Origin of the sequence: Sphingomonas hankookensis, assembly GCF_001619955.1 — a bacterium.
Taxonomy (GTDB): domain Bacteria; phylum Pseudomonadota; class Alphaproteobacteria; order Sphingomonadales; family Sphingomonadaceae; genus Sphingomonas; species Sphingomonas hankookensis_A.
Genome location: NZ_LQQO01000001.1, coordinates 400,912 through 425,397 on the forward strand (window position 1 = coordinate 400,912; position 24,486 = coordinate 425,397).

Here is a 24,486-nt window from a genome sequence, read left to right on the forward strand (position 1 = left end):
GGTATGGTAATGCGTCGCAGTCATGGTTTGGGGACGGGTGTGGCGCTGATGGCCCTGCTGGGCGGATGCGCCGGGGGGGCGACGCGCCCCGAGCTGCCGCCCGCGCCGTTCGTGCAGGCGAAGGAAGCGCCGGGCGAGGCCTATGTCATCGGGCCGCTCGACCAGCTGAGCATCTTCGTGTGGCGCAACCCCGAACTGTCGACCAAGGTGCAGGTGCGCCCCGACGGGCGGATCACCACGCCGCTGATCAACGACATGCCCGCCACCGGCAAGACGCCGGCGATGCTGGCCGACGATCTGAAGCTGGCGCTGGGCGAATATGTGAAGGACCCGCTGGTTTCGGTGATCGTCGAGAATTTCTCGGGCACGTTCAGTCAGCAGGTGCGCGTGGTGGGAGCGACCGAGAAGCCGGCATCGCTGCCGTACCGGGCGAACATGACGCTGCTCGACGCGATGATCGCGGTGGGGGGGCTCAACCAATATGCGTCGGGCAACCGGGCGCGGCTGGTGCGGTATGACCGCGCGACGGGCAAGCAGTCGGAATTCGGCTTGCGGATTTCCAGCCTGCTCAAGAACGGCGATGCGAGCGCGAACGTGAAGCTGCAGCCGGGCGACGTCATCATCATCCCCGAGAGCATGTTCTGAGATGGACGGGCTGTACGACGAGCTGAAGCTGATCCTCCACGCGATCTGGCAGCGGCGCTGGATCGCGCTGGCGGTGGCGTGGGTGGTGTGCCTGGGCGGATGGCTGGCGGTGAGCCAGATTCCCAACAGCTATCAGTCGACCGCGCGGGTCATGGTGCAGATGCGGCAGGTGTTGCCCGGTGCCGAGGCGGCGGTCGCTCAGAACGATCAGGCGAAGAATATCGACCGCATCCGCCAGACGCTGACGTCCGCCGTGAACCTCGAAAAGGTGGTGCGGGGCACGTCGCTGAACGAGACGGTCGCCAATGACCGGGACGTGGGCGACCGGATCGCGTCGTTGCAGAATGCGATCAAGCTGACGCAGCAGCAGGACAATCTGTTCGAGATTTCGGCGACGTCGGGCAATCCGAAGGTCGCGCGCGAGGTCGTGCAGAAGATGATCGACATCTTCGTGCAGGACAACCTGGCCAGCGACCGCGACGCGACGGTGCAGTCGCTGCGCTTCCTCGACCAGCAGCTATCGCAGCGGCAGAAGCAGCTGGCCGATGCCGAGGCGCGGCGGCAGGCGTTCCAGGCGCAATATATGGCGATGCTGCCGGGCACCGGGTCGCTCGACGACCGCATGTCGAATGCGCGCAGCGAGCTGGCGCAGATCGACGGCGATCTGGCGGCGGCGCAGTCGAGCCTGAATGCGGCCAATGCGCAGATGGCGGGGACGGCGGCGACGCTGCCGGGGACGGCGGGGACGGCGATGGTCGGGCCGGCGCGGGCGCGGCTGAATGCGATCGAGGGTCAGATCGCCGAGGGGCGCAGCCGCGGCTGGACCGATCAGCATCCCGATATGGTGGCGCTCAATCGCCAGCTGGCTTCTGCGCGAGCGGCGGCGCGGGGCGAGGGTGGCGGCGTCAGCGGCGGCACGGCGGCGTCGCCCAACCCGTTCTACCTGCAACTGCGCGCGACCCAGGCCGACCGGCAGGCGCGGGTGGCCGAGCTGCAGCAGCGCAAGAGCCAGATCGAAAGCCAGCTGAACGGACTGCAGGCGAAGATCGCGGCCGACCCGCAGGCGGCGGCGCAGCAGTCGCAGCTGGACCGCGATATCGCGTCGCTGAAACAACAATATGACGCGCTGTTCCAGGACCGTGAGGAAGTGCGGCTGCGCAGCAGCGTGCAGACCGATACCGATGCGCTGAAGTTCAACGTGATCGATCCCCCGACCCAGCCGAGCAAACCGACCGCACCCAACCGGCCGCTGCTGCTGCTGGGCGTGCTGGTGGTCGGGATCGGCGCGGGCGTCGGCATCGCCTTTGCGCTCAGCCGGGTGAGGACCAGCTTTGCCACCGCACAGAAGCTGGAAAAGATCAGCGGGATGCCGGTGCTGGGGTCGATCGGCGAGGTCGTGACCGATGCGGTCCGGGAGACACGCAAGCGGCGCCTGAAGCTGTTTGCGGGTGGCGCGGGCGCGCTGGTCGCGGCATTCGTGCTGTTGCTGGGGCTGGAATTCGCCCAGCGCGGGCTGGTGGCGTGAGTGGGGATGACAAGGTGAACGACCAATCGCACCGGGCCATGCGCGCATCGTTGCTGGAGCGCGCGGCGGATCGTTGGCAGCTGGGGCCGAAGCCCGAACTGCCGCCGGTCGCCATGCCCGACCTGCCTCCCCCACCGCCGCCGGTCGCGGCGAAGCCTGCCGCGCGCAAGATGCCGCCGGCACGCATCCGTCCGTTCGATCCAGCGCGGATCGATCGCGAACGGCTGGCCGAGGCGGGGATGCTGGTGCCCGGTGGTCCGGTGACGGCGCTGGCCGAGGAATTCCGGCTGGTGAAGCGCCAGCTGCTGACCACCGCCGCCGATATCGAGAAGCGCGACCCGCAGGCGGCGCGCATGGTGCTGGTGTGTTCGGCGCAGCCGGGCGACGGCAAGACCTTCTGTGCGATCAACCTCGCCCTGTCGCTGGCGGCGGAGCGCGATTTGCAGATCCTGCTGGTCGATGCCGATTTCCCGAAGCCCGACATTCTCGACCGGCTGGGCATCGCCGCGAGCGGACAGGGGCTGCTCGACGCGCTGGGCGATCCGGCGATCGATGTCGAGGCGCTGGTGATCCCGACCGACGTGCCGCAGCTGTCGGTGCTGCCGGCGGGCAAGCGGACGAACGCCGATACCGAGTTGCTGCGTAGCGACCATGCGCAGGACGTGCTGGAGCGGCTGCTGAGCGCCGATCCCGACCGGATCGTCATCTTCGATTCGCCCCCCGCGCTCGCCGCGTCGCCGGCCGCGGTGCTGGCGTCGCTGGTCGGGCAGACGGTGCTGGTGGTCCGCGCCGATCGCAGCAGCGAATCGGACCTGCGCGAGGCGGTGGCGCTGCTCGACGGGTGCGACGATATCCAGCTGCTGCTGAACGCGACGACGTACCGGGCGGAAGGGGCGCGGTTCGGCTATTACGGGCAGGATAAGGAATGATGCGCTGGCTCGCCCTGCCGGTCGTGGTCGCAGCGTCGGCAAGCCCGGCGCTGGCGCAGCGGGTCGAGGTGTCGCCCTATATCGAGGCGGGGCAGGTGCTGCTCGCCGATCTGAACGACGGCGATGTGGTGACCTATACCCAGCTGACCGCCGGGGTCGATGCGACGATCACGACGCAGCGGGTGCAGGTCCAGGCCAATTACCAGTATCAGCGGCTGATCGACTGGGGCGACGATTTCGGCAATGGCGACGTCCATTCGGGCCTGGCGCGGGCCAATGTGCAGATTACCCGCTGGCTGAACCTGGAAGGCGGCGCGATCGCCACGCGGGCGCAGGGCGATACGCGCGGCGGCGGGTTCGGACCGCTGGTCAATGCGAGCAACGTCAATACCGCGCAGGTTTATGGCCTCTATGCCGGGCCGAGCGTCAACACGCGCGTCGGCCCGTTCGCGGTCAACGGCACCTATCAATTCGGTTATGTGAAGGCGGAGACGCCGGGCGTGGTCGATCTGGCGCCGGGGCAGCGGCGGCTGGATTATTATGACGAGGCGACCAGCCATCTGGTGATGGGCAGCGCCGGCACCCGCGCGGGCACGCTGCTGCCGATCGGCTTCACCGTGTCGGGGGCGTGGCTGCGTGAGGATGCGGGGCAGCTCGACCAGAAGTTCGAGGGCGCGTACGGCCGGGTCGATGCGGTGCTGCCGATCACGCGGACGCTGGCGGCGGTCGGTGGCGTCGGCTACGAAAAGATCGAGGTGACGCAGCGCGACCCGCTGCTCGATGCGCAGAATATTCCGGTTGTCGATGGCGCAGGGCGGTTCGTGACCGATCCGGCGTCGGCGCCGCGCATCGCCTATGACACCGACGGCATCATCTGGGACGCGGGCGTATTGTGGCGGCCCAGCCCCCGCACCGCGCTGGAGGCGCGGCTGGGGCGGCGCTACGGGTCGATGAGCTACACTGGGTCGCTGCAATGGCAGGTCAGCCCGGCATCGGCATTGCAGGTCGGTGTTTACGACAGCGTGACGACGTTCGGGCGGCAGCTGACCGGATCGCTGTCGCAGCTGCCGATCAACTATATCGGGGGCGAGGACCCGTTCGGTGCGCGTTATGGCGGGTGCGTGTTCGGCGGAGGCGTGACGCCGGAGGGCGCGTCCAATGCCGGCGGATGCCTCACCCCGGTATTCCAGTCGGTCAGCGCGGCGACCTTCCGCGCGCGGGGCATCGATGCGGTCTATTCGATCACGCGCGGTCCGACGCGGCTGGGGCTGGGCGCGGGCTATGCCAGCCGGGCCTATTATATCCCGCCGGTGCCGGGCGCGGTCATCTATCGCACGCGCGACGAGAGCTATTATGTCCAGGGCTTCGGCCAATGGGCGCTCGACAGCCGGTCGTCGGTCAGTGCGGACCTGTATGCGAACTATTTCGCCAGCGGGATCGAAGGCGGGCTGGACGCATGGGGCGGCGGTGCGCAGGGCGGCTATTATCGCAGCTTCGGGCGGGCCTATGGCAGCCTGACCGCCGGGGTGTACGGGTTCGACGTGGAGCGGAGCCAGTCGGACCTGATCGCGCAGGCGTTGCTGGCGGTCGGGTTCCGTTTCTAACGGGCCGCCGCCGCCGTGATCGTATCGTCACCCCGGGTCAAGCCCGGGGTGACGGGGGGATAGGTGGGCGTGCCTTTCGCCGACGTCGTTCGAGCAGTCGTGCACCCCTACCGGCCGGGAACGGAACAGGGTAAATTCGCCGGATTATAAACGAACATTCAACCGATTGGCGGCTACGGTCCCGCCATTGGAGACGATGATGTACGACGATCATTATGGCCTGACCGGTCGCCCGTTCCAGTTGACGCCCGATCCGGCCTTCTGGTTCGACACGGCGACGCACCGCAAGGCGATGGCGTATCTCGGCTACGGGTTGAGCCAGGGCGAAGGCTTCATCGTCATTACCGGCGATCCGGGCACCGGCAAGACGACGCTGCTCGGCCACCTGATGCAGACGATCGATCCGGAGCGGTTGAACGTCATCCGCATCGTCACGACCCAGATCGAGGCGGACGACCTGCTGCGGCTGGTCGCGGCGGGGCTGGATGTCGATCACCATGGATTGACCAAGGCGCAGCTGCTCGAAGCGATCGAGCGGGGCCTGCACAATGTCGCGCGGTCGGGGCGGCGCACGTTGCTGGTGATCGACGAGGCGCAGTCGCTGCCGGTCGGATCGATCGAAGAATTGCGGATGCTGTCGAATTTCCAGGCGGGCGGCTATGCGCTGTTGCAGATCTTCCTGCTGGGCCAGCCGGAGTTCCGCCAGCGGCTGCACGGGTCGGACCGGCTGGAGCAGCTGCGCCAGCGGGTGATCGCGATGCACCATCTGGAGCCGATGGGCGTCGAGGAGGTCGGGCCGTATCTGGAACACCGCCTCGGCATCGTCGGGTGGAATGGTTCGCCCAGTTTCAGCATGGATGCGCTGGCGGCGCTGCACCACTGGTCGGGCGGCGTGCCGCGGCGGTTGAACCAGCTCGCCGGGCGGGTGCTGCTGTACGGCGCGATCGAGGGGATCGAGCGGTTCGGGTCGCTCGACATCGAACAGGTGATCGCGGATCTCGACGGTGACGGGATGGGGACCCATGCGCCCGAATCCGCCGCGCCCGTGCGGGCGGAGGCGGCGCCGGTGGCCGAGGCGACCCCGGTCGTCGATGCCGATCCGTTGCCGATGACCCCGCCACCGCCGCCGATGCCGCCGCGCCCGATCCACCTGTCGGTGGTCGATGTCGCCGGTTGGCCGACGCCGATCGTCGAGGAAGCGCCGGCTGCGGCGGCCCCGGTGGCAGCCCCGGTCGATGCGGCGGATCGCGACGCGCTGGTCGCGCGGATCGCGGCGCTGGAGGAACGGTTGGAGGAACAGGATGCGGCGCTGCGCCGGGTGCTGACCCTGCTGGTCGACTGGGTCGAGGGCGAACAACGCCGTCCCGACCTGTCGTCGATCCGCGCCGCCGGCTGACGCACCCCATGCGCAACGCGATGTCGGTCGATGTCGAGGACTGGTTCCAGGTCGGGGCGTTCGAAACGGTCATCGACCGGGGCGACTGGGACACGCTCGAATGCCGGGTGGAGGCGAATACCGATGCGGTGCTCGACCTGTTCGCCGCCGGCGGGGTGACGGCGACGTTCTTCACGCTCGGCTGGGTCGCGCATCGCTTTCCGGCGCTGATGCAGCGCATCGTGGCCGGCGGGCATGAGCTGGCGAGCCATGGCTGGGATCACAAGCGCGTCTTCACGATGACCGCCGACGAATTCCGGCACGATCTGGCACGGGCGAAGGCGGCGCTGGAGGATGCGGGCGGACAGGCGGTGACCGGATATCGCGCGCCGAGCTTTTCGATCGACCGGCGGACGCCATGGGCGCATGCCGTGCTGGCGGAGGCGGGCTATGCCTATTCGTCGTCGGTCGCGCCGCTGACCCATGACCATTATGGCTGGAAGGATGCGCCGCGCGTGCTGCACCGGCCGGTTGCGGGCAGCGACCTGATCGAATGGCCGATCACACTGGCCAAGGTGCTGGGGCGCGAAGTGTCGGCGGGGGGCGGGTTCTTTCGCCTGTTGCCGAACCGGGTGGTCGAGGATGCGGTGGTGCGGAGCAACCAGGCCGACGCCCATCCGGCGATGTTCTATTTCCATCCCTGGGAGATCGATCCCGGCCAGCCGCGGGTGAAGAACGCGCCGTTGAAGTCGAAGCTGCGGCATTATTCGCGGCTGGGGGCGATGGCGGGCAAGCTCGAACGGTTGATGGCGAACCATGACTGGGGCCGGGCCGACCGGATCGTCGCCGAGCGCGCGGGCGCGCTGTGATCGCGGTACGGCGGGCCGATCTGGCCGATGCGGGCGAGCGCACCCGGATCGAGACGTTCGTGGGTGAGCATCCCGACGGCACGCCGTTCCACCTGCCGGTCTGGGGTGAGGCGACGGCGGCGGGGTGCGGGCAGGATTACCGGATGCTGCTGGCCGAGGATGGCGGGGTGCTCAAGGGCGTCGTGCCGTTGACCCATGTCCGTTCGCCCTTGTTCGGGGCGGCGTTGGTGTCGACCGGGTTCGGGGTCGGCGGCGGGGTGCTGGCGAGCGACCCGGCGGCGGGCGCGGCGCTGGCGGCGGCGGCGGTCGAGATGGCGCGGGAGCTGCGCTGTCCGACGATCGAGATGCGCGGCGGCGTGCCGATCGACGGGGCGGGGTGGACGTGGGACGATAGCCGCTATGTCGGGTTCGTCCGGCCGCTGGCGAACGACGACGATGCCGAATTGCTGGCGATCCCGCGCAAGCAGCGCGCCGATGTGCGCAAGGCGCTGGCCGAGCCGTTCGAGATCGCCATCGGGCGCGACCGGGCGGCGCTGGCGGAGCATTTCCATGTTTATGGGACGTCAGTGCGTAATCTCGGTACGCCGGTGTTTCCGCGGTCGCTGTTCGCGGAGGTTGTGCGGCGGTTCGGGGACGACGCCGATGTGCTGACCGTGCGGCATGGCGGCGTGGCGGTGGCGAGCGTGCTGTCGGTCTATTGGCGGGGCACGGTCTATCCCTATTGGGGTGGCGGTACGGCGGCGGCGCGGGGTCTGCGGGCCAATGAGCGGATGTATTTCGAGCTGATGCGGCATGCGCGGGCCAGGGGCTGCACAGCGTTCGATTTCGGGCGGTCGAAGGTCGGAACCGGGCCGGCGGCGTACAAGAAGAACTGGGGTTTCGTCGGCACGCCGCTGGGCTATCCGACATGGACGGCCGATGGCGAGCGCCCACGCGATGCCAGCCCGCTCAACCCCAAATACCGGCTGAAGATCGCGGCGTGGCAGAAGTTGCCGGTCGCGGTCGCCAATCGCGTCGGGCCGTTCATCGCGAAGGGGCTGGGGTGAGCGACATCCTGTTCCTCGCCCACCGCGTTCCCTATCCCCCCGATCGTGGCGACAAGGTGCGCAGCCATCATGTGCTGCGGCATTTCAGCGGGTTGGGGCGGGTGCATCTGGCGACCTTTGCCGACGATCCGCGCGACATGGGGCATGAGGCGGCGCTGGGGCAGTGGTGTGCGAGCGTGCGGGTGTTGCGGCGGACGAAGGGCAATGCGCTTGCAGCGATTGAGGCGCTGGCGGGCGGGCGGACCGTGTCGGAGGCGGCGTTCGACAGCGCGGCGATGCGGGGCGCGGTGGCGGAGTTGCTGGCCGAGCGGCGCTATGATGCCGTCTATGTCTATTCGGGGCAGATGGCGCAGTATGTGCCGGCGGACGTGCCGTTCGTGATGGATTTCGTCGACATGGATTCGGCCAAGTTCGCGGCTTATGCCGATGATGCGCATGGGCCGATGCGCTGGATGATGCGGCGCGAGGCAAGCAAGCTGGCGGCGTTCGAACGTGACGTGGCGGGGCGGGCGCGGGCGTCGCTGCTGGTGAGCGAGGCGGAGGCCGATCTGTTCCGGCGGATGTCGGGCGCGGAGCGCGTGGTCGCGATCGAGAATGGGATCGACACCGGCTTTTTCGATCCGGCGGGCGTCGTGCCGGTCGAACAGGCGGGGCCGCTGATCGTCTTTACCGGGCAGATGGACTACCGGCCCAATATCGATGCGGTTCGCTGGTTCGCGGGCGAGGTGCTGCCATTGGTGCCGGAGGCGCGCTTTGCGATTGTCGGGCGCAGTCCGACCGCGGCGGTACGGGCGCTAGAGAGCGAGCGGGTGGTCGTGACCGGCGAGGTCGCGGACGTGCGCGAGTGGATTGCCGCTGCCGCCGTGGTCGTCGCGCCGCTGTTGCTGGCGCGGGGTATCCAGAACAAGGTGCTGGAGGCGATGGCGATGGCGCGGCCGGTGGTGGCATCGACCGCCGCCGCCGAAGGGATCGACCATCGGGGGACGATCCGGGTCGCGAGCGATGCGGCCGGGTTTGTACGGGAAATTCGGGAGCTGCTGTCCGACCCCGTCGCAGCCGATGCGGTAGGGCGAGCGGCGCGGGCGCGGACGATCGAGCGCTATGGCTGGGACGCGCGATTGGCACCGCTGGCCGAATTGCTGGGGCTGGCATGAACAGCGTTGCGCTCGACCAGCCGCTGGCGGCGACGGACCCGGCGTGGTGGCGGGCGTTGCTGGCGCTCAGCGGCATCTGGGCGGCGTTGCTGGCGATCTTTCACCGCGACGCGGCCGATATGGCGGATATCTGGTGGAATTCGACCACCTATGGCCATTGCCTGTTCGTCGCTCCGATCATCGGCTGGCTGGTGTGGCAGCGGCGGCGCGAGCTCGCGCAACTGACCCCGCAGGCTTGGTGGCCCGGGCTGACGATCGTTGCGGGCGGCGGGGCGCTCTGGCTGGTCGGGGAAGCGGCGGCGGTGGCGCTGTTCCGGCATGTCGGGCTGGTCGCGATGTTGCAGGGGGCGGTGGTCGCGTTGCTCGGCGCCCGCGTCGCGCGCGGGATCGCCTTCCCGCTGGCCTATATGGTCTTCCTCGTGCCGTTCGGCGATTTCCTAGAGCCGTGGCTGCAAGCGGCGACGGTATCGCTGACGATGCCGCTGCTGCATTTGCTCGGTGTGCCGGCGGCGGTCGACGGGGTGCTCATCACCATCCCCAACGGCTATTTCGAAGTGGCGGAGGCTTGTTCAGGGTCGAAGTTCGTCATCGCCATGGTCGCTTATGGCACGCTGGTCGCCAATGTGTGTTACGTCGCATGGCGGCGACGGATCGCGTTCACGGCGTTGGCGCTGATCGTGCCGGTGCTGGCCAACGGGGTGCGCGCGGCGGGAACGATCTATGCCGCGCATCTGACGTCGGTCGAGGCGGCGACCGGGTTCGACCATATCGTCTATGGCTGGGTGTTCTTCGCGCTGACCATGGCGGGGGTGCTGGCGCTCGGCTGGCGCTGGTTCGACCGCGACCCCGATGCGCCGTGGTTCGACGTGGCGAGCGTGGCTGCGATGCCGATGCGCGCGGCGGACCGGTCGCTGGCGGCAGCGGCGGTGCTGGCGGTCGCGGTCGGCTTTGCGGCATGGGGCTGGATCGTCGACCGGCGGGCGCAGGCGTTGCCGGCGCGGATCGAGTTACCGCAGGTGCCCGGATGGCAGCGGGTGGCGGTCGATGGCGAACCCTGGGTTCCGAATTATCCGGGCGCTGACCATTTCCTGATCGGGCGCTATGGCGATGCGAGGGGCCGCAGCGTCGACATGGTCGTTGCGCTCTATGGCTCGCAGGGCGAAGGACATGAATTGGTAGGGTTCGGAACAGGCGCGATCCGCGAGAATGACCGCTGGGTGCGGATCGCCGACACCGCGCCGATCGCCGGCAGCGCGTCGCTGCGCATGGCCGCGCCCGGCCCGGTCGAGCGCGAGGTCGCGACCTGGTATCGCATCGGATCGATCACGACCGGCAGCGCTGACCGGGTGAAGTGGGAGACGCTGAAGGCGAAGCTGCTCGGCGGCCCGCAACGCGGCGTCGCCGTGCTGCTATCGGCGCGCAAGGATGGGCACGACCCGCGACAGGCGATCGCCGATTTCCTAAAGGCGGCGGGGCCGGTCGACGCGATCGCCGACCGCGCAGCGGGAATGCGCTGAGATGTGCGGAATCGCCGGCCTGTATCATAGCGTGCAGCCAAAGCCGGTCGATCCGGCACGGATCGCAGCGATGACCGATGTTCAGGCGCATCGCGGCCCCGACGGGTCGGGCGTATGGACCGCGCCGGGCGTGGGGCTGGGCCATCGGCGGCTGTCGATCATCGACGTCGCAGGCAGTCCGCAGCCGATGGCGCTGCCGGGCGAACAGGTCGTCATCACCTTCAACGGCGAAATCTATAACTTCGCCGAGCTGCGGGCCGAGTTGCAGGGCAAGGGCGCGGTGTTCCGCACCCAGGGCGATACGGAAGTGTTGCTGCATGCCTGGGCGGCATGGGGGCCGGACATGCTGGCGCGGCTGAACGGGATGTTCGCCTTTGCCATCCATGATGCGGGGCGGCAGGCGCTGTTCATCGCGCGCGACCGGATGGGGGTGAAGCCGTTCCACTATGTCGAGCTGGGCGACGGCGCGGTGGCGTTCGCGTCGGAGTTGAAAGGGCTGCTCGCCCATCCGCTGGTGCGGCGGACGCCCGATGCGGCGGCGATCGAGGATTATATGGCGCTCGGCTATGTGCCCGACGACGCCTGTATCGTGGCCGGTGTGAAGAAGCTGCCCGCGGGGCATTTCCTCCTGATCGAGCGCGGGCGGCGCGTGCCGCAGCCGGTCCGGTGGTGGGACGTCGACTTTTCGAAGCGGGCCAAGGGCAGCGCGCGCGACCTCGAGGCGGAACTGGTCGAGCGGATGCGCGAGGGCGTGCGGTCGCGGATGGTCGCCGATGTGCCGCTCGGCGCGTTCCTGTCGGGCGGGGTCGATTCGTCGGCGGTCGTGGCGCTGATGGCGGAGGCGAGCCGGTCGCCGGTGCAGACCTGCACCATCGGGTTCGAGGAAGCGGGCCATGACGAGCGCGGGCCGGCGGGGCTGGTCGCGGGGCGATTTGCGACCGACCATGCGGTGCGGACGGTGCGGTCGGACGATTTCGGCGTGATCGACACGCTGGTCGCGGCGTTCGACGAGCCTTTTGCCGATGCGTCGGCGCTGGCGACCTATCAGGTATGCGCGCTGGCACGCGAGCGGGTGACGGTCGCGCTGTCGGGTGATGGCGCGGACGAGGCGCTGGCCGGGTACCGCCGGTACAAGTTCCATGCGGCGGAGGAGCGGGTGCGTGCGCTGCTGCCGCCGGGGTTGCGGGAACCGGTGTTCGGGGCGCTGGGCGATGTCTATCCCAAGGCCGACTGGGCACCGCGCCCGTTCCGCGCCAAGACGACGTTGCTGGCGCTCGCGCAGGATGGTGACGAGGCCTATGCGCAGGCGGTGGGGGTGACGACGCCGGCGGTGCGGCACGGGCTGTACGGGCAGGCGATGGCGCGGCAGCTGGGCGGCTATCGCGGGGAAGAGCGCTATGTCGCGGCGATGCGGCAGGCGCCGGGGCGCGATGCACTCGACCGGGCGCAATATGCTGATTTCCGTCACTGGCTACCGGGTGACATCCTGACCAAGGTCGACCGGACCAGCATGGCGGTGGCACTGGAGGCGCGCGAGCCGCTGCTCGACCATCGGCTGATCGAGTTCTGCGCGACATTGCCGGCAAAGCTGCGGTTGCGCGGGGGCGAGGGCAAGTGGCTGATGAAGAAGGCGCTGGAGCCGTGGCTGCCGCGCGAAATCCTGTATCGGCCCAAAATGGGGTTCGTGACCCCGGTCAGCGCGTGGTTCCGGGGGGCGTTGGCGGATGAGGCGGCGGGGCTCGCGCGGTCGCCGGTGTTGGCGACGTGGTTCGAGCCCCATGCGATCGAGCGACTGGCGGCGGAGCATCGGTCGGGTCGAGCGGAGCATGGCCGGACGCTGTGGCAGCTGGTGATGCTGGAGCGTAGTGCGCGACGGTTGTTCGGGTAGTCTCGTTACCGTCACCCCGGGCTTGACCCGGGGCCCGCTTTTTACCGAGCGTGCAAGGAGAAGCGGGACCCCGGATCAAGTCCGGGGTGACGGTAGCGTGGTATTAAACGTGCTGGCCGATCCAGCGGCGGAACAGGTCGGTCCAGACGCGTTGCGGGCTGTCGACCGGCGCATGCAGCGCCCCCCAGCCATGGCCGCCCCGTTCGAACAAATGCGCCTCGACCGGGACCTTGGCCCGGCGGCAGGCGGCGAGCATTTCGAGCGACTGGTCGAGCGGGACGACGGGGTCGTCGACCGAATGGGCGAGGAAGACCGGCGGGGTCTGTGCGGTGACCCGTGCCGGGATGTTGTAATGGCGATAGACCGCCATCGGGCCTTCGGGTCGACCGGAGCCGCGACGGTCCATCGCCGCGATATTGGTGACCGGATAGACGAGGCCGCTGAACGCCGGGCGCGCCGACTGCCGGTCGGCGGCGTCGATGGGGGGATAGACCACGTCGTCATGGGCGATGGTGAGCGATCCGGCGAGATGCCCGCCCGCCGAAAAGCCGCAGATGCCGAGCTTCGCCGGATCGATGCCGTAGCGCGCGGCATTCGCGCGGATCAGGCGCATGGCCCGCTGCGCATCCTGCAGCGGCACGTCCTGCGCATCATCCCAGCCTTCGCCCGGCAGGCGATAGGCGAGCGCGAAGACGGTAATGCCGGCGGGGTTCAGTGCCTTGGCGACGTCGATCCCTTCATTCTCGATCGAGACGAAGCCATAGCCGCCGCCGGGGATGGAGAGGACGGCGGTGCCGTTGGGGCGGGCCGGGCGGAACACGCCGACAACCGGATCGGCCACGCCGCGCAGCCATAGCTCGCGCATCTCGGGCCGTCCGTTCATCGACGGGGCATAGGTCGGCAGGGTCGTGCGGGCACCGGGCGCGCGGGCGGGCCACAGGCGGAAATGTTCGCGTGGGGGCCAGGGGGTGAGGCGTTCACCGCCCGGCGTGAGACGTGCGGCGGGCTGGGCCGCTGCCTTTGCCGCCACCGGTAGTGCGATGGTTGCACCCAAGATGGTCCGCCGGTCGATCATCCGCTCCACTCCCTGTTCGTTGCCGTCAGCCTAACCGCACCATCGACACAGGAAAAGCCGCGCGCCCGCCAAAGCGCTCGACAATCGGCGGCGGGGCGATAGACCTTGGGTGGTCGGCGGGGGCCGGCATGAACAGGGGGAAGTTGCGTGACGCGTTTCGTGGTGGTGAAGGCGGTCGCTCTGGCGGCGGCGGGGTTGCCGGCGCTTGCCTGGGCCAGTGAAACGCCGCTGTATCAATCGGCACCCGCCTGGGTCAGCGCGGCGCCGGCCTTGCCCGCGGGGCCGGTGGATGAACTGCCGCCGCTGGTGCTGCTCGATTTCCAGAAGCGGATCGAGGGCGACAAGCTGACCTCCTATGTCCATCAGCGCACCCGGATCGCGAGTGCCGAGATGCTGTCGCAGGCGGCGACGCTGACGCTGCCCTGGGCGCCGGACAAGGGCGACCTGATCGTTCATGGGCTGACGATCCTGCGTGACGGCCAGACGATCGACCTGCTGGCGAAGGGGCAGAGATTCACCGTGTTGCGGCGCGAACAGGCGCTCGAGCAGCGCGAGCTGACCGGCATCCTGACTGCGACGCTGGCGGTCGAGGGGCTGGAGGTCGGCGATCTGCTCGACCTGCGCTTCTCGGTCACCGGTCGCGATCCGGCGCTGGGGGGCCGGGTACAGGACGTCGTGCCGCTGCCCGCGCTGCCGCTGCGCATCGGGGCCGGGCGGGTGCGCTATCTGTGGTCGAACGACAGCGCGCCGAAATACAAGCTGCTGGCCGATGGCGTGACGGCGACGCCGGTGCGCAAGGGCGACACGACCGAACTGAGCTTCGCGCTGCCGCTCGCCAAGCCCAAGGACATGCCGGAGGACGCGCCGGCGCGCTATCGCCATCCGCCGCTGATCGAGGTGGCGAGCTTTGCCGACTGGACCGATGTGTCGCGGACGTTCGCCCCGCTGTACAAGACCGACGGCCTGATCGCGCCGGGTAGCGCGCTGGCGAACGAGGTCGCGGCGATCGAGAAGGCGGAGGCGACGCCGCTCGGCCGGGCGCAGCGCGCGCTGGAGCTGGTGCAGGGCAAGATCCGCTATCTCGCGGTCGGGATGGATGGTGGCAACTATCTGCCCCAAGCCCCTGCAAAGACGTGGGAAGTCCGCTACGGCGATTGCAAGGCCAAGACGCTGATGCTGCTGGCGATGCTGCACGCGATGGGGATCGAGGCGGAGCCGGTCGTCGCCAATGTCGGGCTGGGCGATGCGGTGCCCGAGCGGTTGCCCAGCGCCGCGGCGTTCAACCACGTGTTCGTCCGGGCAACGATCGGTGGCGAGGTGCTGTGGCTCGACGGGACCGGCAGCAATGCGCGGCTGCCGGACATTCGCGATACGCCCGGCGTCGGTTATGTCCTGCCGATCCGCGCCGCAGGTGCCACGCCGATGCGGATCGAGACGCATCCCAATGCCCGCCCGATCGCCAGCGTGACGATCGACGCCGACGAAAGCGGCGCGGTCGACCTGCCCAGCCCGGTCGAGGTGACGATGGTGACGCATGGCCAGATGGCGGCCCAGCTGCGGGCGGCCAAGAGTCAGGTCGGGCCGAAGGAACAGCATGAGCTGATCTCGACCATCCTGCAACAGGCGGTCGGAGAGGGGCAGTTTGCCGAGGGTACGATCACCCCCGATTCGGCGAGTGGCGATGTCGTGGTTCGGGCGAAGGGGGTGGTCAACACCAGCTGGAGCGTCGAGGACCGGCGGCGCAAGCGGTCGCTCGGCGGTGCGCTGGGCGAGCTCAACTTTACGCCCGACCGTAGCCGCCCCGACTGGAGCAGCATCCCGGTCGCCGCACCGCCGCCTTTCGGCGTGGAACGGCATGTGAAGGTGAAGCTGCCCGATGGCGGGCGCGGCTTCACGCTGGAAGGGGCGCCCGATGCCGATCAGCGGCTCGCAGGCTATGTGGTGAAGCGGACCACGCGCCTGTCGGGCGGGACGATGACCATGGACGAGCGCTTCGATGCGGCGGGCACCGAAGTCCCGGCGGCGCGGATCGCCGTCGAGCGCGATGCGGTGGCGACGGCGAAGGCCAATATCCCGCGCGTCGTCGCGCCGGTCGATACGCCGCGGCGCTGGACGCTGGACGACGCGACGCTGGCGAAGTCGAGCCAGGTGCAGGCGATCCGCGCAATCTTCGGCAAGGCGATCGCCGCTGATCCCGAGGAAATGAGCGGCTATCAGAGTCGGGCGGCGTTCGAGTCCGGCATCGGTAACTACCGGGCCGCGCTGGCCGATCTGGACAAGGTGATCGCCAAGGAGCCATCAGTCGACCTGTATCTCCAGCGGTCTTATGCCCAGTTCAACCTGGGCGATCCGACCAAGGCGCTGGCCGATGCCGAACGGGCGCGCGCGCTGGATCCCGCGGCGAATGGCGCGATCGCGCAGGTGGCGCAGACCCGTGCTGAAACCGGGGATTTGAGGGGTGCCGTCGCGCTGCTTGACGAACGCATAGCGCTGGGTGGTGAGTCGCGGCCGTTTCTCCGGCAGATGAAGGCGAGCGTGTTGGGTGAGTTCGGTAATCCCCAGGAGGCGGTTGCCTTTTACGATACGCTGATCGCCGAGAAGCCGGGGTCGCCGACGCTGCTGAACGGGCGCTGCTGGACCAAGGGCACGCGCAACATCATGCTCGATACCGCGCTGAAGGACTGCACGAAGGCGATCGAGCTGAGCGACGATACGCTGGCCGCGCTCGATAGCCGGGCGTTGGTCTGGTACCGGATGGGCCGCTACCCGGAAGCGCTCGCCGATCTCGATACCGTGCTAGCGGCCAATCCGGACATGGCGGCCAGCCGCTATGTCCGTGCCGCCGTGCTGAAGGCGATGCAGCGCGACGGCGAGGCGGCGGGCGAGCTGGCGCTGGCGCGGCGGATGAACCCGACGATCGACCGGCAATATGCGCGGTACGGGTTCAAGATGTAGGGGGCGAGCGCGTGATCCAGCGATCGCCCTCGTCACCCCGGGTCAAGCCCGGGGTGACGGGTATAGGGCCGACGTCGCGCTCTGCCGCGCTCGTGGAATGACATGCATGTCGGTCGCCTTTGCGGCGCGCAAACAAAAACGGCGAGGGATTGCTCCCTCGCCGTTCTCGATTTCGGCGATTTGCCGACGGATCAGTCGAACATCTTGCCGAAGGCGCGCTTCGCGCGGGTCTTCCACGCGCCGCGATGATACGCGTCCGAGGCGAGGAGCGGCATGACCGATCCGGCTTCGGCAAAGACCATCTGTTCGAGCGCGGTGTCGACCTTGCCCCAGCTGGCCGCTTCCTTGAGCGTCGACGACGAGCAGGCGCCGTCACGCACGTCGGCGACGGTGATCTGCACGGCGTATTTGTGCATCTCGACATCGTCGTGACCGAGGATTTCGGCGCAGACGACGGTGTCCTGGATGAAGTTCTTCGGTACGCCGCCGCCGATCATCAGCAGGCCAGTGGTGCCCGCCTTAATCTTGATGTCGGTCAGTTCGCGGAAGTCGGCGATGGCGTCGAGCACCATGTACGGCTTGCCTTCCTTCGCACGGTCGACCTGGTGCTTGACCAGACCGAAGCCGGCCGAGCTGTCCACGAAGGCCGGGCAGAAGATCGGCACGTCATGCTCATAGGCGAGCTTGACGAGGCTGTTTTCCTTCTTGCCATGCTCCGACAGATACTTGCCCATTTCGCGGATAAAGGCGCGCGACGAATAGGCCTTCGGTTCCAGCGAGTCGGCGATCTTGCCGATCGTGTGGTCGCAATCCTGCAGCTGCTCTTCGTCGATATAGGTGTCGTAGATGCGGTCGATGTAGAGCGAACGCAGCGTGTTGTCGTCGGGGATTTCCAGCGCCTGATAATGCTTGTGGCCCAGCCCTTCGAAGAAATCCATGTCGACAATCGACGCGCCGGTCGCGACGACGCCATCGATCATGTTCGAGCGCAGCAGTTCGGCGTACAGGTCCATGCAGCCGCCGGCCGAGGTGGAGCCTGCGATCACGAGGAAGATCGAGCAGTCCTTGTCCTCCAGCATCTGGTTGTAGATGCGGGTGGCGCGCGCGAGGTCGCGGCTGGTGAAGCTCATCTTGCCCATGGCGTCGATGATCGGGCGGGCGTCGAACTTGGTGATGTCGACATGCTCGACGGTGGTCGAAAGCAGTTCGGCCTTGCGGGTGTCGTTGATCGTCGTGTCGGTCATGATGGTCCCATCATCATCGATAAGCCGTCGTCGTTATGGGGACGCGGAAACCCGGTTTGGCCTCCTGCCCACAAACGCGGGAGGAGCCGATGGCGGTCGCATAGCGGCAAAGCCATGCAAAGCCCACCCCCGGCCCCTCCCGCAAGGTGCGGGTAGGGGGGAGGTGGTTGGTTAGTAGCGGCTGGTTACAGCTTGACGACGTTGTTCGACACGAACGCCGGAACGGGATCGAGTTCGATATACATCGACTCCATCGGTTCGTCGTCGGTCAGCACGGTTTCGCCATTGCCGAAGCCGTTGAACGCGGTGCGCATGGCCGATCCATAGGCGCCGAGCATGCCGATCTCGAAATAATCGCCGCTGCGGGTATCGGCCGGAAGCGGGAACGGACCCTGCATCTGGTCGATATCGTCGCAGGTCGGACCCCAGAAGCTGAAGTCCATATCGCGGGCGTCCGATTCCGGCTGCCGCAGCAGCTGTACCGGATATTTCCAGCCGATATGTGCCGCATCGAACAGCGAGCCATAGGCGCCGTCGTTGATGAACAGTTCGGCTCCCCGGCGATGTTCGACCCGGACGACGACCGACGCATATTCGGCGCACAGCGCGCGGCCGGGTTCGGCCCAGAGTTCGGCCGAATAGCTGATCGGCAGGCTTTCGAACGCGCGGTGGATCGTTTCGAAGAAACGCTCCAGCGGCGGCGGGGTCATGCCCGGATAGCGCGACGGGAAGCCGCCACCGACATCGATCACGTCGACGGTGACGCCCGCTTCGACGATGGCGGCGCGGACGCGCTCCATCGCATTGGCATAGGCGTCGGGCGACATGGTCTGGCTGCCGACATGGAAGCAGATGCCCAGCGCATCGGCGACCTGGCGGGTCGCGATCAGCAGGTCCTTCGCCTCACCCTGCGCCACGCCGAACTTCGATCCGAGCGAGAGCTTGGCATATTCGGACGACACGCGCATCCGGACGCACAGCGTCAGGTCGGTCGCGCCATCGGTGGCGGCGACGATCTTGTGCAGCTCGTCCATGCTGTCGAGCGAGAAGGTGCGCACGCCATGCTCGAAATAGGCTTCGGCAATCGCTTCCGGCGCCTTGATCGGGTGCATGAAGTGGCAGGTCGCGTCCGGCAGCGTCGCCTTCACCAGACGGACCTCGCCGATCGACGCGGTGTCATAGTGGACGATGCCGTTGTCCCACAGGACACCGAGCAGGTCGGGCGACGGATTCGCCTTCACCGCATACATCGAGCGGCCCGGAAACTTCTCGACGAAGAATCGGGCTGCGCGCGCGGCGGCGTGCGGGCGAACGAGCGTGACCGGTTCGACGGGTCGGCGCTCTGCAATGTCGATCCCGCGCTCGAACGAGGAGTCACGGGCGATAAAGGGGGCAGCTAGCCCCAGCGCGCTATGGTGCTTGGCCAATTCAAGGGACCTCCAATTGCCTTTCGGCATACGGTGACAAAAGCTGCCTTGCGGTTGGAAGTCCCATGGGGCAGCGGAGGCGCGATCTATGACCCGCAAACCTTGATGTAAAGTGTCTGTGCGGCAGAAAGTGCATTTTATGACGATTATGCGACAACCCACTCGTGCCGGCGTCCGCGATGCGGCGGCTAAGATCGCGGAAATCCTGCCGCCATCGCCGCTGATGGTGAGGGAAATCAATGGCTTGGCTGTCGCTTTCAAGATGGAGGCGTTACAGCCGGTCGGCTCGTTCAAACTGCGCGGGGCATGGCATCGGTTGACCGCATTATGCGACGAATCGCGCTCGCGCGGCGTCGTTGCCTTCTCATCGGGCAATCATGCGCAGGGCGTCGCCTGGGCGGCGAAGCGGCTTAGCATTGCGGCGACGATCGTGATGCCGGCGGATGCGCCGCAGGCGAAGCTGGCGGCGACGATGGCGCTGGGGGCGGAAGTCGTCCGTTATGACCGGGTGACCGAGAGCCGCGAGAAGATTGCGGCGCATCTGGCCCACGCGCGTGGCGCGACCCTGGTGCCGAGCTTCGACGATGCCTGGGTGATCGAGGGGCAGGGATCGGCCGGGATCGAGGCGGCGGCGCAGATGGCGGCGGCGGGGTTACCGGCGCCCGCGCGGGTCGTCGTGCCGTGTGGCGGTGGCGGGCTGGCGGCCGGGATCGCGCTGGCGCTGCCCGATGCCGAGATGGTGACGGTCGAGCCGGAGGGCTGGGACGATATGCGGCGCAGTCTGGAGGCCGGGTGGATCGAGCCGGTAGGCGAGGCGCCGCCGCCGACCGCCTGCGACGCGCTTCAGACGATGCGGGTGGCGGAGCGGACGTTCGACGTGCTGTCGCGACGCGGGGCGACCGGGGTAGCAGTCAGCGAGGGCGAGATCGCGGAGGCGCAGCGTTGGGCGATGCGGCATCTGCGCACCGTGGTGGAGCCCGGAGGCGCGGTGGCGCTGGCGGCGATCCTGTCGAAGCGGGTGGCGGTGGTACCGGGGACGCTGGTGCTGGTGTCGGGCGGTAATGTCGACGCCGCCGCCTATGCCAAGGTGTTGGCGGCATGACGCAGGGGCCGGCGGGTACGCTGTTGGCAATCCTGATGCTGGTCGCGGTGCTGCTGGCCGTGTTCGGCGTGCGGATGATTGCGCGGGGTGAACGGCGCAATGGGTGGCTGATGCTGGTGTGTGCCTTGGTGATGATCGGGAATGTCGCGATCTGGACCGTCTAGCGCTCAGTTGCTGTTGCTACCTGGCCGGTTGACCCGCTGGCGAAGCGCCTGTCCGCTGGCGCTGGCATTCTCGCCGTCGATCCGTGCCCATTCCGCGCGGGTGTGACAGACCTTGCGCATCATGTTCGATCCCATCGGGATTTCCCGGCGGCAGATCGGCTTTTCCGTTGCCGGAGAGAGGGAAGGTGTAGGGGCGGCTTGCATGGCGGCGGCGAGCAGCAGGGAGGTCAGCATGGTCCGGTCGTCCTGTAACGGAGTGTTGCTGACACCCTATGGTTGTGAATGAATATGGCAAGCAGGATATGGCCACGCGGCGAAGCCGCGTCGTCGGTCGGCGCCTGGTGCGCCGCCGGCCGGGCTCGCCGCCGGGCGCGGATTAGCAACGCCAATCCGCTGCGCCGAGTCTCACTTAATCGGCGAGTTCGGGTCCAGGCGCATGTCCAGATACTTGTCCACGCTGCCCATCAGTTCGGGCATTTCGTTCTGGAAGAAGTGGTTGGCGCCTGGGATCACGTCGTGGTGAATCGTGATGTGGCGCTGCGTGCGCAGCTTGTCGACCAGCTTCTGCGTGGCGGCGGGCGTTACGACCTCGTCCGCGTCGCCCTGGATGATGATACCCGACGACGGGCAGGGCGCGAGGAAGGTGAAGTCGTACATGTTCGCCGGCGGCGCGATCGAGATGAAGCCGCGAATTTCCGGGCGGCGCATCAGCAGCTGCATGCCGATCCATGCCCCGAAGCTGACCCCCGCGATCCACGTCGTCTGCGCTTCCGGGTGGAAGCTTTGCACCCAGTCGAGTGCCGAAGCGGCGTCCGACAGCTCGCCGACGCCGTTGTCGAACGTCCCCTGGCTCTTGCCCACGCCGCGGAAGTTGAAGCGCAGCGTCGCGAAGCCGCGGCGCTGGAACGTCTTGTAGAGTTCCTGCACGATGCGGTTGTTCATCGTCCCGCCCGACGAGGGGTGCGGGTGCAGGATCATCGCAACGGGCGCACGTGGACGCGGTGCCGGGGCGAAACGCCCTTCCAGTCGACCTTCGGGACCGGGGAAGATGACTTCTGGCATGGGACGTCCTGTTGTGATGGAGGCGCAGCGATGGCGCGAAGATGGTTCGCGGCTATATAGGCGCAGACAATCGGAACGGAAGTGTTTTGACGACTCGCATCTATCTCGACCATGCCGCGACCACGCCGATGCGGTCCGAAGCCATCGCCGCCGTTGCGGACGGCATGGCGCGCTGGGCCAATCCGTCGAGCCCCCATGCCGAGGGGCGCGCGGCGAGGCGGGCGCTGGAGGATGCGCGGGCGCGGATCGCGAAGGCGCTGGGCTGGGAGGGAGAGGTTATCCTGACCAGCGGGGCGAGCGAGGCGCTCGCGATCGCGCTGAAAGGTCATGATGCGGTCGCTGCCAGCGTCGAGCATGATGCGGTGCTGCGCGTGGTCGGAAGCGACCGGATCAGTGTCGGCGGTGATGGGCTGGTCGATCCCGCGCAGGTGCCGCCGGGTCGGCGCTTGGCGGTGCAGTCCGCCAATAGCGAAACCGGTGTGCTCCAACCGCTCGCGGACGTGGCGGCGAAGGCGGACGTGCTCGTTGCGGATTGTTCGCAAAGTGCGGGCAAGCTGCCGCTGCCACCCGCCGACCTGATCGTGGTGTCGGCGCACAAGCTGGGCGGGCCGCCGGGGATCGGCGCGCTGCTGGTGCGGGACTTTGCGTTGCTGACCCCGACCGGAGGGCAGGAGCAGGGCTATCGCGGCGGTACGGAGAATGTGCCGGGTGCGCTGGGCTTTGCCGCCGCGCTGGAGGCGCCGCACGAGTGGTTCGAGCGCACGGCGATACTGCGCCATACCCTCGACGATGTGGTGCGGGAGCATGGGGGCGAGGTCATTGCCGATGCTTCGCCGCGCATCCCGACCATCGCCGCCTATCGAATGCCGGGGCGATCGGCGGGGGCGCAACTGATGCGGCTCGATTCCGCCGGGTTTGCCGTGTCCGCGGGAAGCGCCTGTTCGTCGGGGACGCTCAAGACCAGCCATGTCCTGACCGCCATGGGGATCGACGCCAAGGCGGCGAGCGAGGTCATCCGGGTCAGTTTCGGCTGGACGACGACGGCGCACGATGTCGAGCACTTCGCGGCGGCGTGGAGGGCGTTGGCGTGACGTACCTCGATTATCAGGCGACGACGCCGCTCGCACCCGAGGCGTTCGAGGCGATGGTGCCGTGGCTGCGCGACCACCATGCCAACCCCCATTCGCCGCATCGTGAGGGGCGGCGCGCCAGGGCGGCGGTGGAGGTCGCGCGGGGGCAGGTGGCGGCGGCGCTGGGTGTGACGGGTGGACGGTTGTTCTTCACGAGCGGCGCGACCGAGGCGGCGAACTGGGCGATCACCGGCACCTTTGCGCGCGTCGGGGCCGAGCGGCCGAAGGTGGTGACGATTTCCACCGAGCATGCCTGCGTGCTCGATACCGTAGCGGCGCTGGGGGCGGAGGTCGTCGTGCTGCCGGTCGGGCGGGACGGGCTAGTCGATCGCGACGCCGCCGTCGCTGCGATCGACGGGCGAACCGCGATTGTCGCGGCGATGCTGGTCAACAACGAGATCGGCGTGGTGCAGCCGGTCGCTTGGCTGCGCGAACTGGCACGCGCGGCCGGGGCAGTCATGTTTTGCGACGCGGTGCAGGGATTGGGGCGGGTCGACGTGCCGGTTGATGCCTGCGACCTGATCGCGGTGTCGGGGCACAAGGTCTATGGCCCAACGGGCGTCGGCGGGTTGTGGGTGCGCGACGGCATGGAGCCGGCGGCGATCCTGCATGGCGGCGGGCAGGAGGGCGGCTTGCGGTCGGGTACGCTTAGCCCCGCGCTGTGCGTCGGGTTCGGAGTCGCGGCGACGTTGCTGTCGGAGGAGGACCGGGTGCAGGCCGAACGGTTGTGGCGCGTCGCTCGCACGATCCTGTCGGCGCCGGACTGGGGGTTGAACGGCAGCGAGGCGTCGCGCTGGCACGGCAATCTGAACGTGCGGATGGACGGGCTGGACGTCGCGCGATTGATGAGCGAATGCCGCGATATCGCCTTCTCGGCGGGGTCGGCCTGCTCAAGCGGGTCGGGGCGGAGCAGCCATGTGCTGCGCGCGCTGGGCCTTACCGAACGCGAGGCGCGGTCGTCGATCCGGATCGGGTTCGGGCGCTATACGCAGGAGGAGGATTTGGTGCGGGCATTGCAGGCGATCGACCGAGCCGCGCGGGGGCAGCGATGATCGTTCGGTTCGTCCGTACCGATGGCCGGGTCGAGGAAGCGCGCGGGGCAGCGGGCGACCGGCTGCTCGATCTGGCGCAGGCCTATGACCTGCCGTTGGAGGGCACGTGCGGCGGGCAAATGGCGTGTTCGACCTGCCATGTGATCGTCGATCCGGTGGACTTTGCGCGGCTGCCGGCGGCAAGCGAGGAGGAGGAGGATATGCTCGATTTCGCCGAAGGGGCGGTCGCGACCAGTCGGCTGGCGTGTCAGATCGTGCTCGACGAATCGCTGGGCGAGTTGACCGTGCGCGTGCCGGCGGCAGCGCGCGATGCACGGCGGTAACGCTCGACGAGCAGCACGGTGACCGCACCGGCGGTGTAGGCGACGAAATCCTGCGGGTCGAATCCGCTGCCCAGGATGATCCGCGCCCAGCGATTGCCTGACAGGCCGAGTTGGTCGAGCAGGCGGAAATATTGCGCGAACTCGATGACGAAGGCGATCAGCAGCGCCAGCGTGGTGGCAGGGACGACGCGCAGGCGCGTGACCGTGCGCAGCCCGGCATAGACCAGCACCACCGCCAGCGCATCGCCGACATAGGGGCGGATGATCGCGTCGCGGACGAACAGCGCGATGGCGATTTCGGTCAGCAGCAGGGCCAGCGTCAGCGCGGCATAGCGTGTGTCGAAGCGCATCATCTCTCCCCGAACCCGCCCGCACCATGGCGTGCGACGGATGGCGATGC

The 24,486-nt window shown here is 68.2% G+C and carries 22 protein-coding genes; 16 read left to right on the top strand and 6 right to left on the bottom strand.

Annotation, left to right across the window (positions count from 1 at the left end):
* Positions 1-9 precede the first annotated feature (9 nt).
* The 10 genes from AVT10_RS02000 (at position 10) to AVT10_RS02045 (ending at position 12,552) form a co-directional block, all read left to right on the top strand.
* Entirely contained in the window at positions 10-645 is a 636-nt protein-coding gene (locus AVT10_RS02000) for an XrtA/PEP-CTERM system exopolysaccharide export protein (RefSeq protein WP_066687642.1), read from the top strand.
* A gap of 1 nt (position 646) precedes the next feature.
* Positions 647-2,170, top strand: coding sequence for an XrtA system polysaccharide chain length determinant (locus AVT10_RS02005; protein WP_066687644.1), 1,524 nt, complete (start codon positions 647-649; stop codon positions 2,168-2,170).
* A gap of 38 nt (positions 2,171-2,208) precedes the next feature.
* Positions 2,209-3,099 (top strand): AAA family ATPase, encoded by an 891-nt coding sequence (locus AVT10_RS02010; protein ID WP_066687645.1) that lies wholly within the window; start codon positions 2,209-2,211, stop codon positions 3,097-3,099.
* On the top strand, positions 3,096-4,703 hold the full coding sequence (locus AVT10_RS02015; protein ID WP_066687647.1) for a hypothetical protein: 1,608 nt from the start codon (positions 3,096-3,098) through the stop codon (positions 4,701-4,703). The genes AVT10_RS02010 and AVT10_RS02015 overlap by 4 nt, the downstream gene beginning before the upstream one ends.
* Positions 4,704-4,902: 199 nt before the next feature.
* Positions 4,903-6,099, top strand: coding sequence for an AAA family ATPase (locus AVT10_RS02020; protein WP_066688096.1), 1,197 nt, complete (start codon positions 4,903-4,905; stop codon positions 6,097-6,099).
* An 8-nt stretch (positions 6,100-6,107) separates the two neighbouring features.
* Positions 6,108-6,947, top strand: coding sequence for an XrtA system polysaccharide deacetylase (locus AVT10_RS02025; protein WP_066687649.1), 840 nt, complete (start codon positions 6,108-6,110; stop codon positions 6,945-6,947).
* The gene (locus AVT10_RS18660) at positions 6,944-7,993 is read left to right on the top strand and encodes a FemAB family XrtA/PEP-CTERM system-associated protein (RefSeq protein ID WP_066687652.1); all 1,050 of its coding nucleotides are present in this window, start codon (positions 6,944-6,946) and stop codon (positions 7,991-7,993) included. Before AVT10_RS02025 ends, AVT10_RS18660 begins: the two co-directional genes overlap by 4 nt.
* Positions 7,990-9,147 carry a TIGR03087 family PEP-CTERM/XrtA system glycosyltransferase gene (locus tag AVT10_RS02035; RefSeq protein ID WP_066687655.1) on the top strand — a complete coding sequence of 386 codons (1,158 nt, stop codon included), beginning with the start codon at positions 7,990-7,992 and terminating at the stop codon, positions 9,145-9,147. Before AVT10_RS18660 ends, AVT10_RS02035 begins: the two co-directional genes overlap by 4 nt.
* The gene (xrtA, locus tag AVT10_RS02040; protein WP_066687657.1) at positions 9,144-10,664 is read left to right on the top strand and encodes an exosortase A; all 1,521 of its coding nucleotides are present in this window, start codon (positions 9,144-9,146) and stop codon (positions 10,662-10,664) included. Before AVT10_RS02035 ends, xrtA begins: the two co-directional genes overlap by 4 nt.
* 1 nt (position 10,665) lies before the next feature.
* Positions 10,666-12,552 carry an XrtA/PEP-CTERM system amidotransferase gene (locus AVT10_RS02045; RefSeq protein WP_066687659.1) on the top strand — a complete coding sequence of 629 codons (1,887 nt, stop codon included), beginning with the start codon at positions 10,666-10,668 and terminating at the stop codon, positions 12,550-12,552.
* A gap of 103 nt (positions 12,553-12,655) precedes the next feature.
* Here AVT10_RS02045 and AVT10_RS02050 read toward each other — a convergent pair whose 3' ends face one another.
* The gene (locus AVT10_RS02050) at positions 12,656-13,627 is read right to left on the bottom strand and encodes an alpha/beta hydrolase (protein WP_066688098.1); all 972 of its coding nucleotides are present in this window, start codon (positions 13,625-13,627) and stop codon (positions 12,656-12,658) included.
* 147 nt (positions 13,628-13,774) lie between these two features.
* Here AVT10_RS02050 and AVT10_RS02055 point away from each other — a divergent pair, with 147 nt between their 5' ends.
* Positions 13,775-16,582: a DUF3857 domain-containing protein gene (locus AVT10_RS02055; RefSeq protein ID WP_232307831.1), complete on the top strand. Its 2,808-nt coding sequence runs from the start codon at positions 13,775-13,777 to the stop codon at positions 16,580-16,582.
* Positions 16,583-16,773: 191 nt separating this feature from the next.
* On the opposite strand, the gene AVT10_RS02060 is transcribed toward AVT10_RS02055, so the two are convergent.
* Together AVT10_RS02060 and AVT10_RS02065 are read right to left on the bottom strand one after the other, a co-directional pair.
* Positions 16,774-17,826 (bottom strand): 1,9-bis(guanidino)-5-aza-nonane synthase, encoded by a 1,053-nt coding sequence (locus AVT10_RS02060; RefSeq protein ID WP_066687661.1) that lies wholly within the window; start codon positions 17,824-17,826, stop codon positions 16,774-16,776.
* Between the two features lie 185 nt (positions 17,827-18,011).
* A complete protein-coding gene (locus AVT10_RS02065) occupies positions 18,012-19,253 on the bottom strand; it encodes a type III PLP-dependent enzyme (RefSeq protein ID WP_084401221.1) in 1,242 nt (413 codons plus the stop codon).
* Between the two features lie 139 nt (positions 19,254-19,392).
* Between AVT10_RS02065 and AVT10_RS02070 the strand changes: the two genes are divergently transcribed.
* Positions 19,393-20,355, top strand: a complete 963-nt coding sequence (locus tag AVT10_RS02070) for a threonine ammonia-lyase (RefSeq protein ID WP_066687666.1) — start codon at positions 19,393-19,395, stop codon at positions 20,353-20,355.
* Positions 20,352-20,519, top strand: coding sequence for a hypothetical protein (locus AVT10_RS18465; protein WP_164523814.1), 168 nt, complete (start codon positions 20,352-20,354; stop codon positions 20,517-20,519). Before AVT10_RS02070 ends, AVT10_RS18465 begins: the two co-directional genes overlap by 4 nt.
* Before the next feature lie 3 nt (positions 20,520-20,522).
* On the opposite strand, the gene AVT10_RS18030 is transcribed toward AVT10_RS18465, so the two are convergent.
* Positions 20,523-20,753, bottom strand: a complete 231-nt coding sequence (locus AVT10_RS18030) for a hypothetical protein (protein WP_126012702.1) — start codon at positions 20,751-20,753, stop codon at positions 20,523-20,525.
* A 171-nt stretch (positions 20,754-20,924) separates the two neighbouring features.
* On the bottom strand, positions 20,925-21,581 hold the full coding sequence (locus AVT10_RS02075; protein WP_066687669.1) for an alpha/beta hydrolase: 657 nt from the start codon (positions 21,579-21,581) through the stop codon (positions 20,925-20,927).
* Between the two features lie 41 nt (positions 21,582-21,622).
* On the opposite strand from AVT10_RS02075, the gene AVT10_RS02080 reads away from it, so the two are divergent.
* From AVT10_RS02080 to AVT10_RS02090, 3 genes are read left to right on the top strand one after another with little or no spacing between them, the layout of a single operon-like run.
* Complete coding sequence (locus tag AVT10_RS02080) at positions 21,623-22,672, top strand: cysteine desulfurase family protein (protein WP_066687674.1); 1,050 nt, start codon at positions 21,623-21,625, stop codon at positions 22,670-22,672.
* Positions 22,669-23,763: a cysteine desulfurase family protein gene (locus tag AVT10_RS02085; RefSeq protein ID WP_066688102.1), complete on the top strand. Its 1,095-nt coding sequence runs from the start codon at positions 22,669-22,671 to the stop codon at positions 23,761-23,763. Before AVT10_RS02080 ends, AVT10_RS02085 begins: the two co-directional genes overlap by 4 nt.
* Complete coding sequence (locus tag AVT10_RS02090) at positions 23,760-24,086, top strand: 2Fe-2S iron-sulfur cluster-binding protein (RefSeq protein WP_066687677.1); 327 nt, start codon at positions 23,760-23,762, stop codon at positions 24,084-24,086. Before AVT10_RS02085 ends, AVT10_RS02090 begins: the two co-directional genes overlap by 4 nt.
* Here AVT10_RS02090 and AVT10_RS02095 read toward each other — a convergent pair.
* Positions 24,011-24,436 carry a ribosomal maturation YjgA family protein gene (locus AVT10_RS02095; RefSeq protein WP_084401254.1) on the bottom strand — a complete coding sequence of 142 codons (426 nt, stop codon included), beginning with the start codon at positions 24,434-24,436 and terminating at the stop codon, positions 24,011-24,013. The genes AVT10_RS02090 and AVT10_RS02095 overlap by 76 nt on opposite strands.
* Positions 24,437-24,486: the final 50 nt, after the last annotated feature.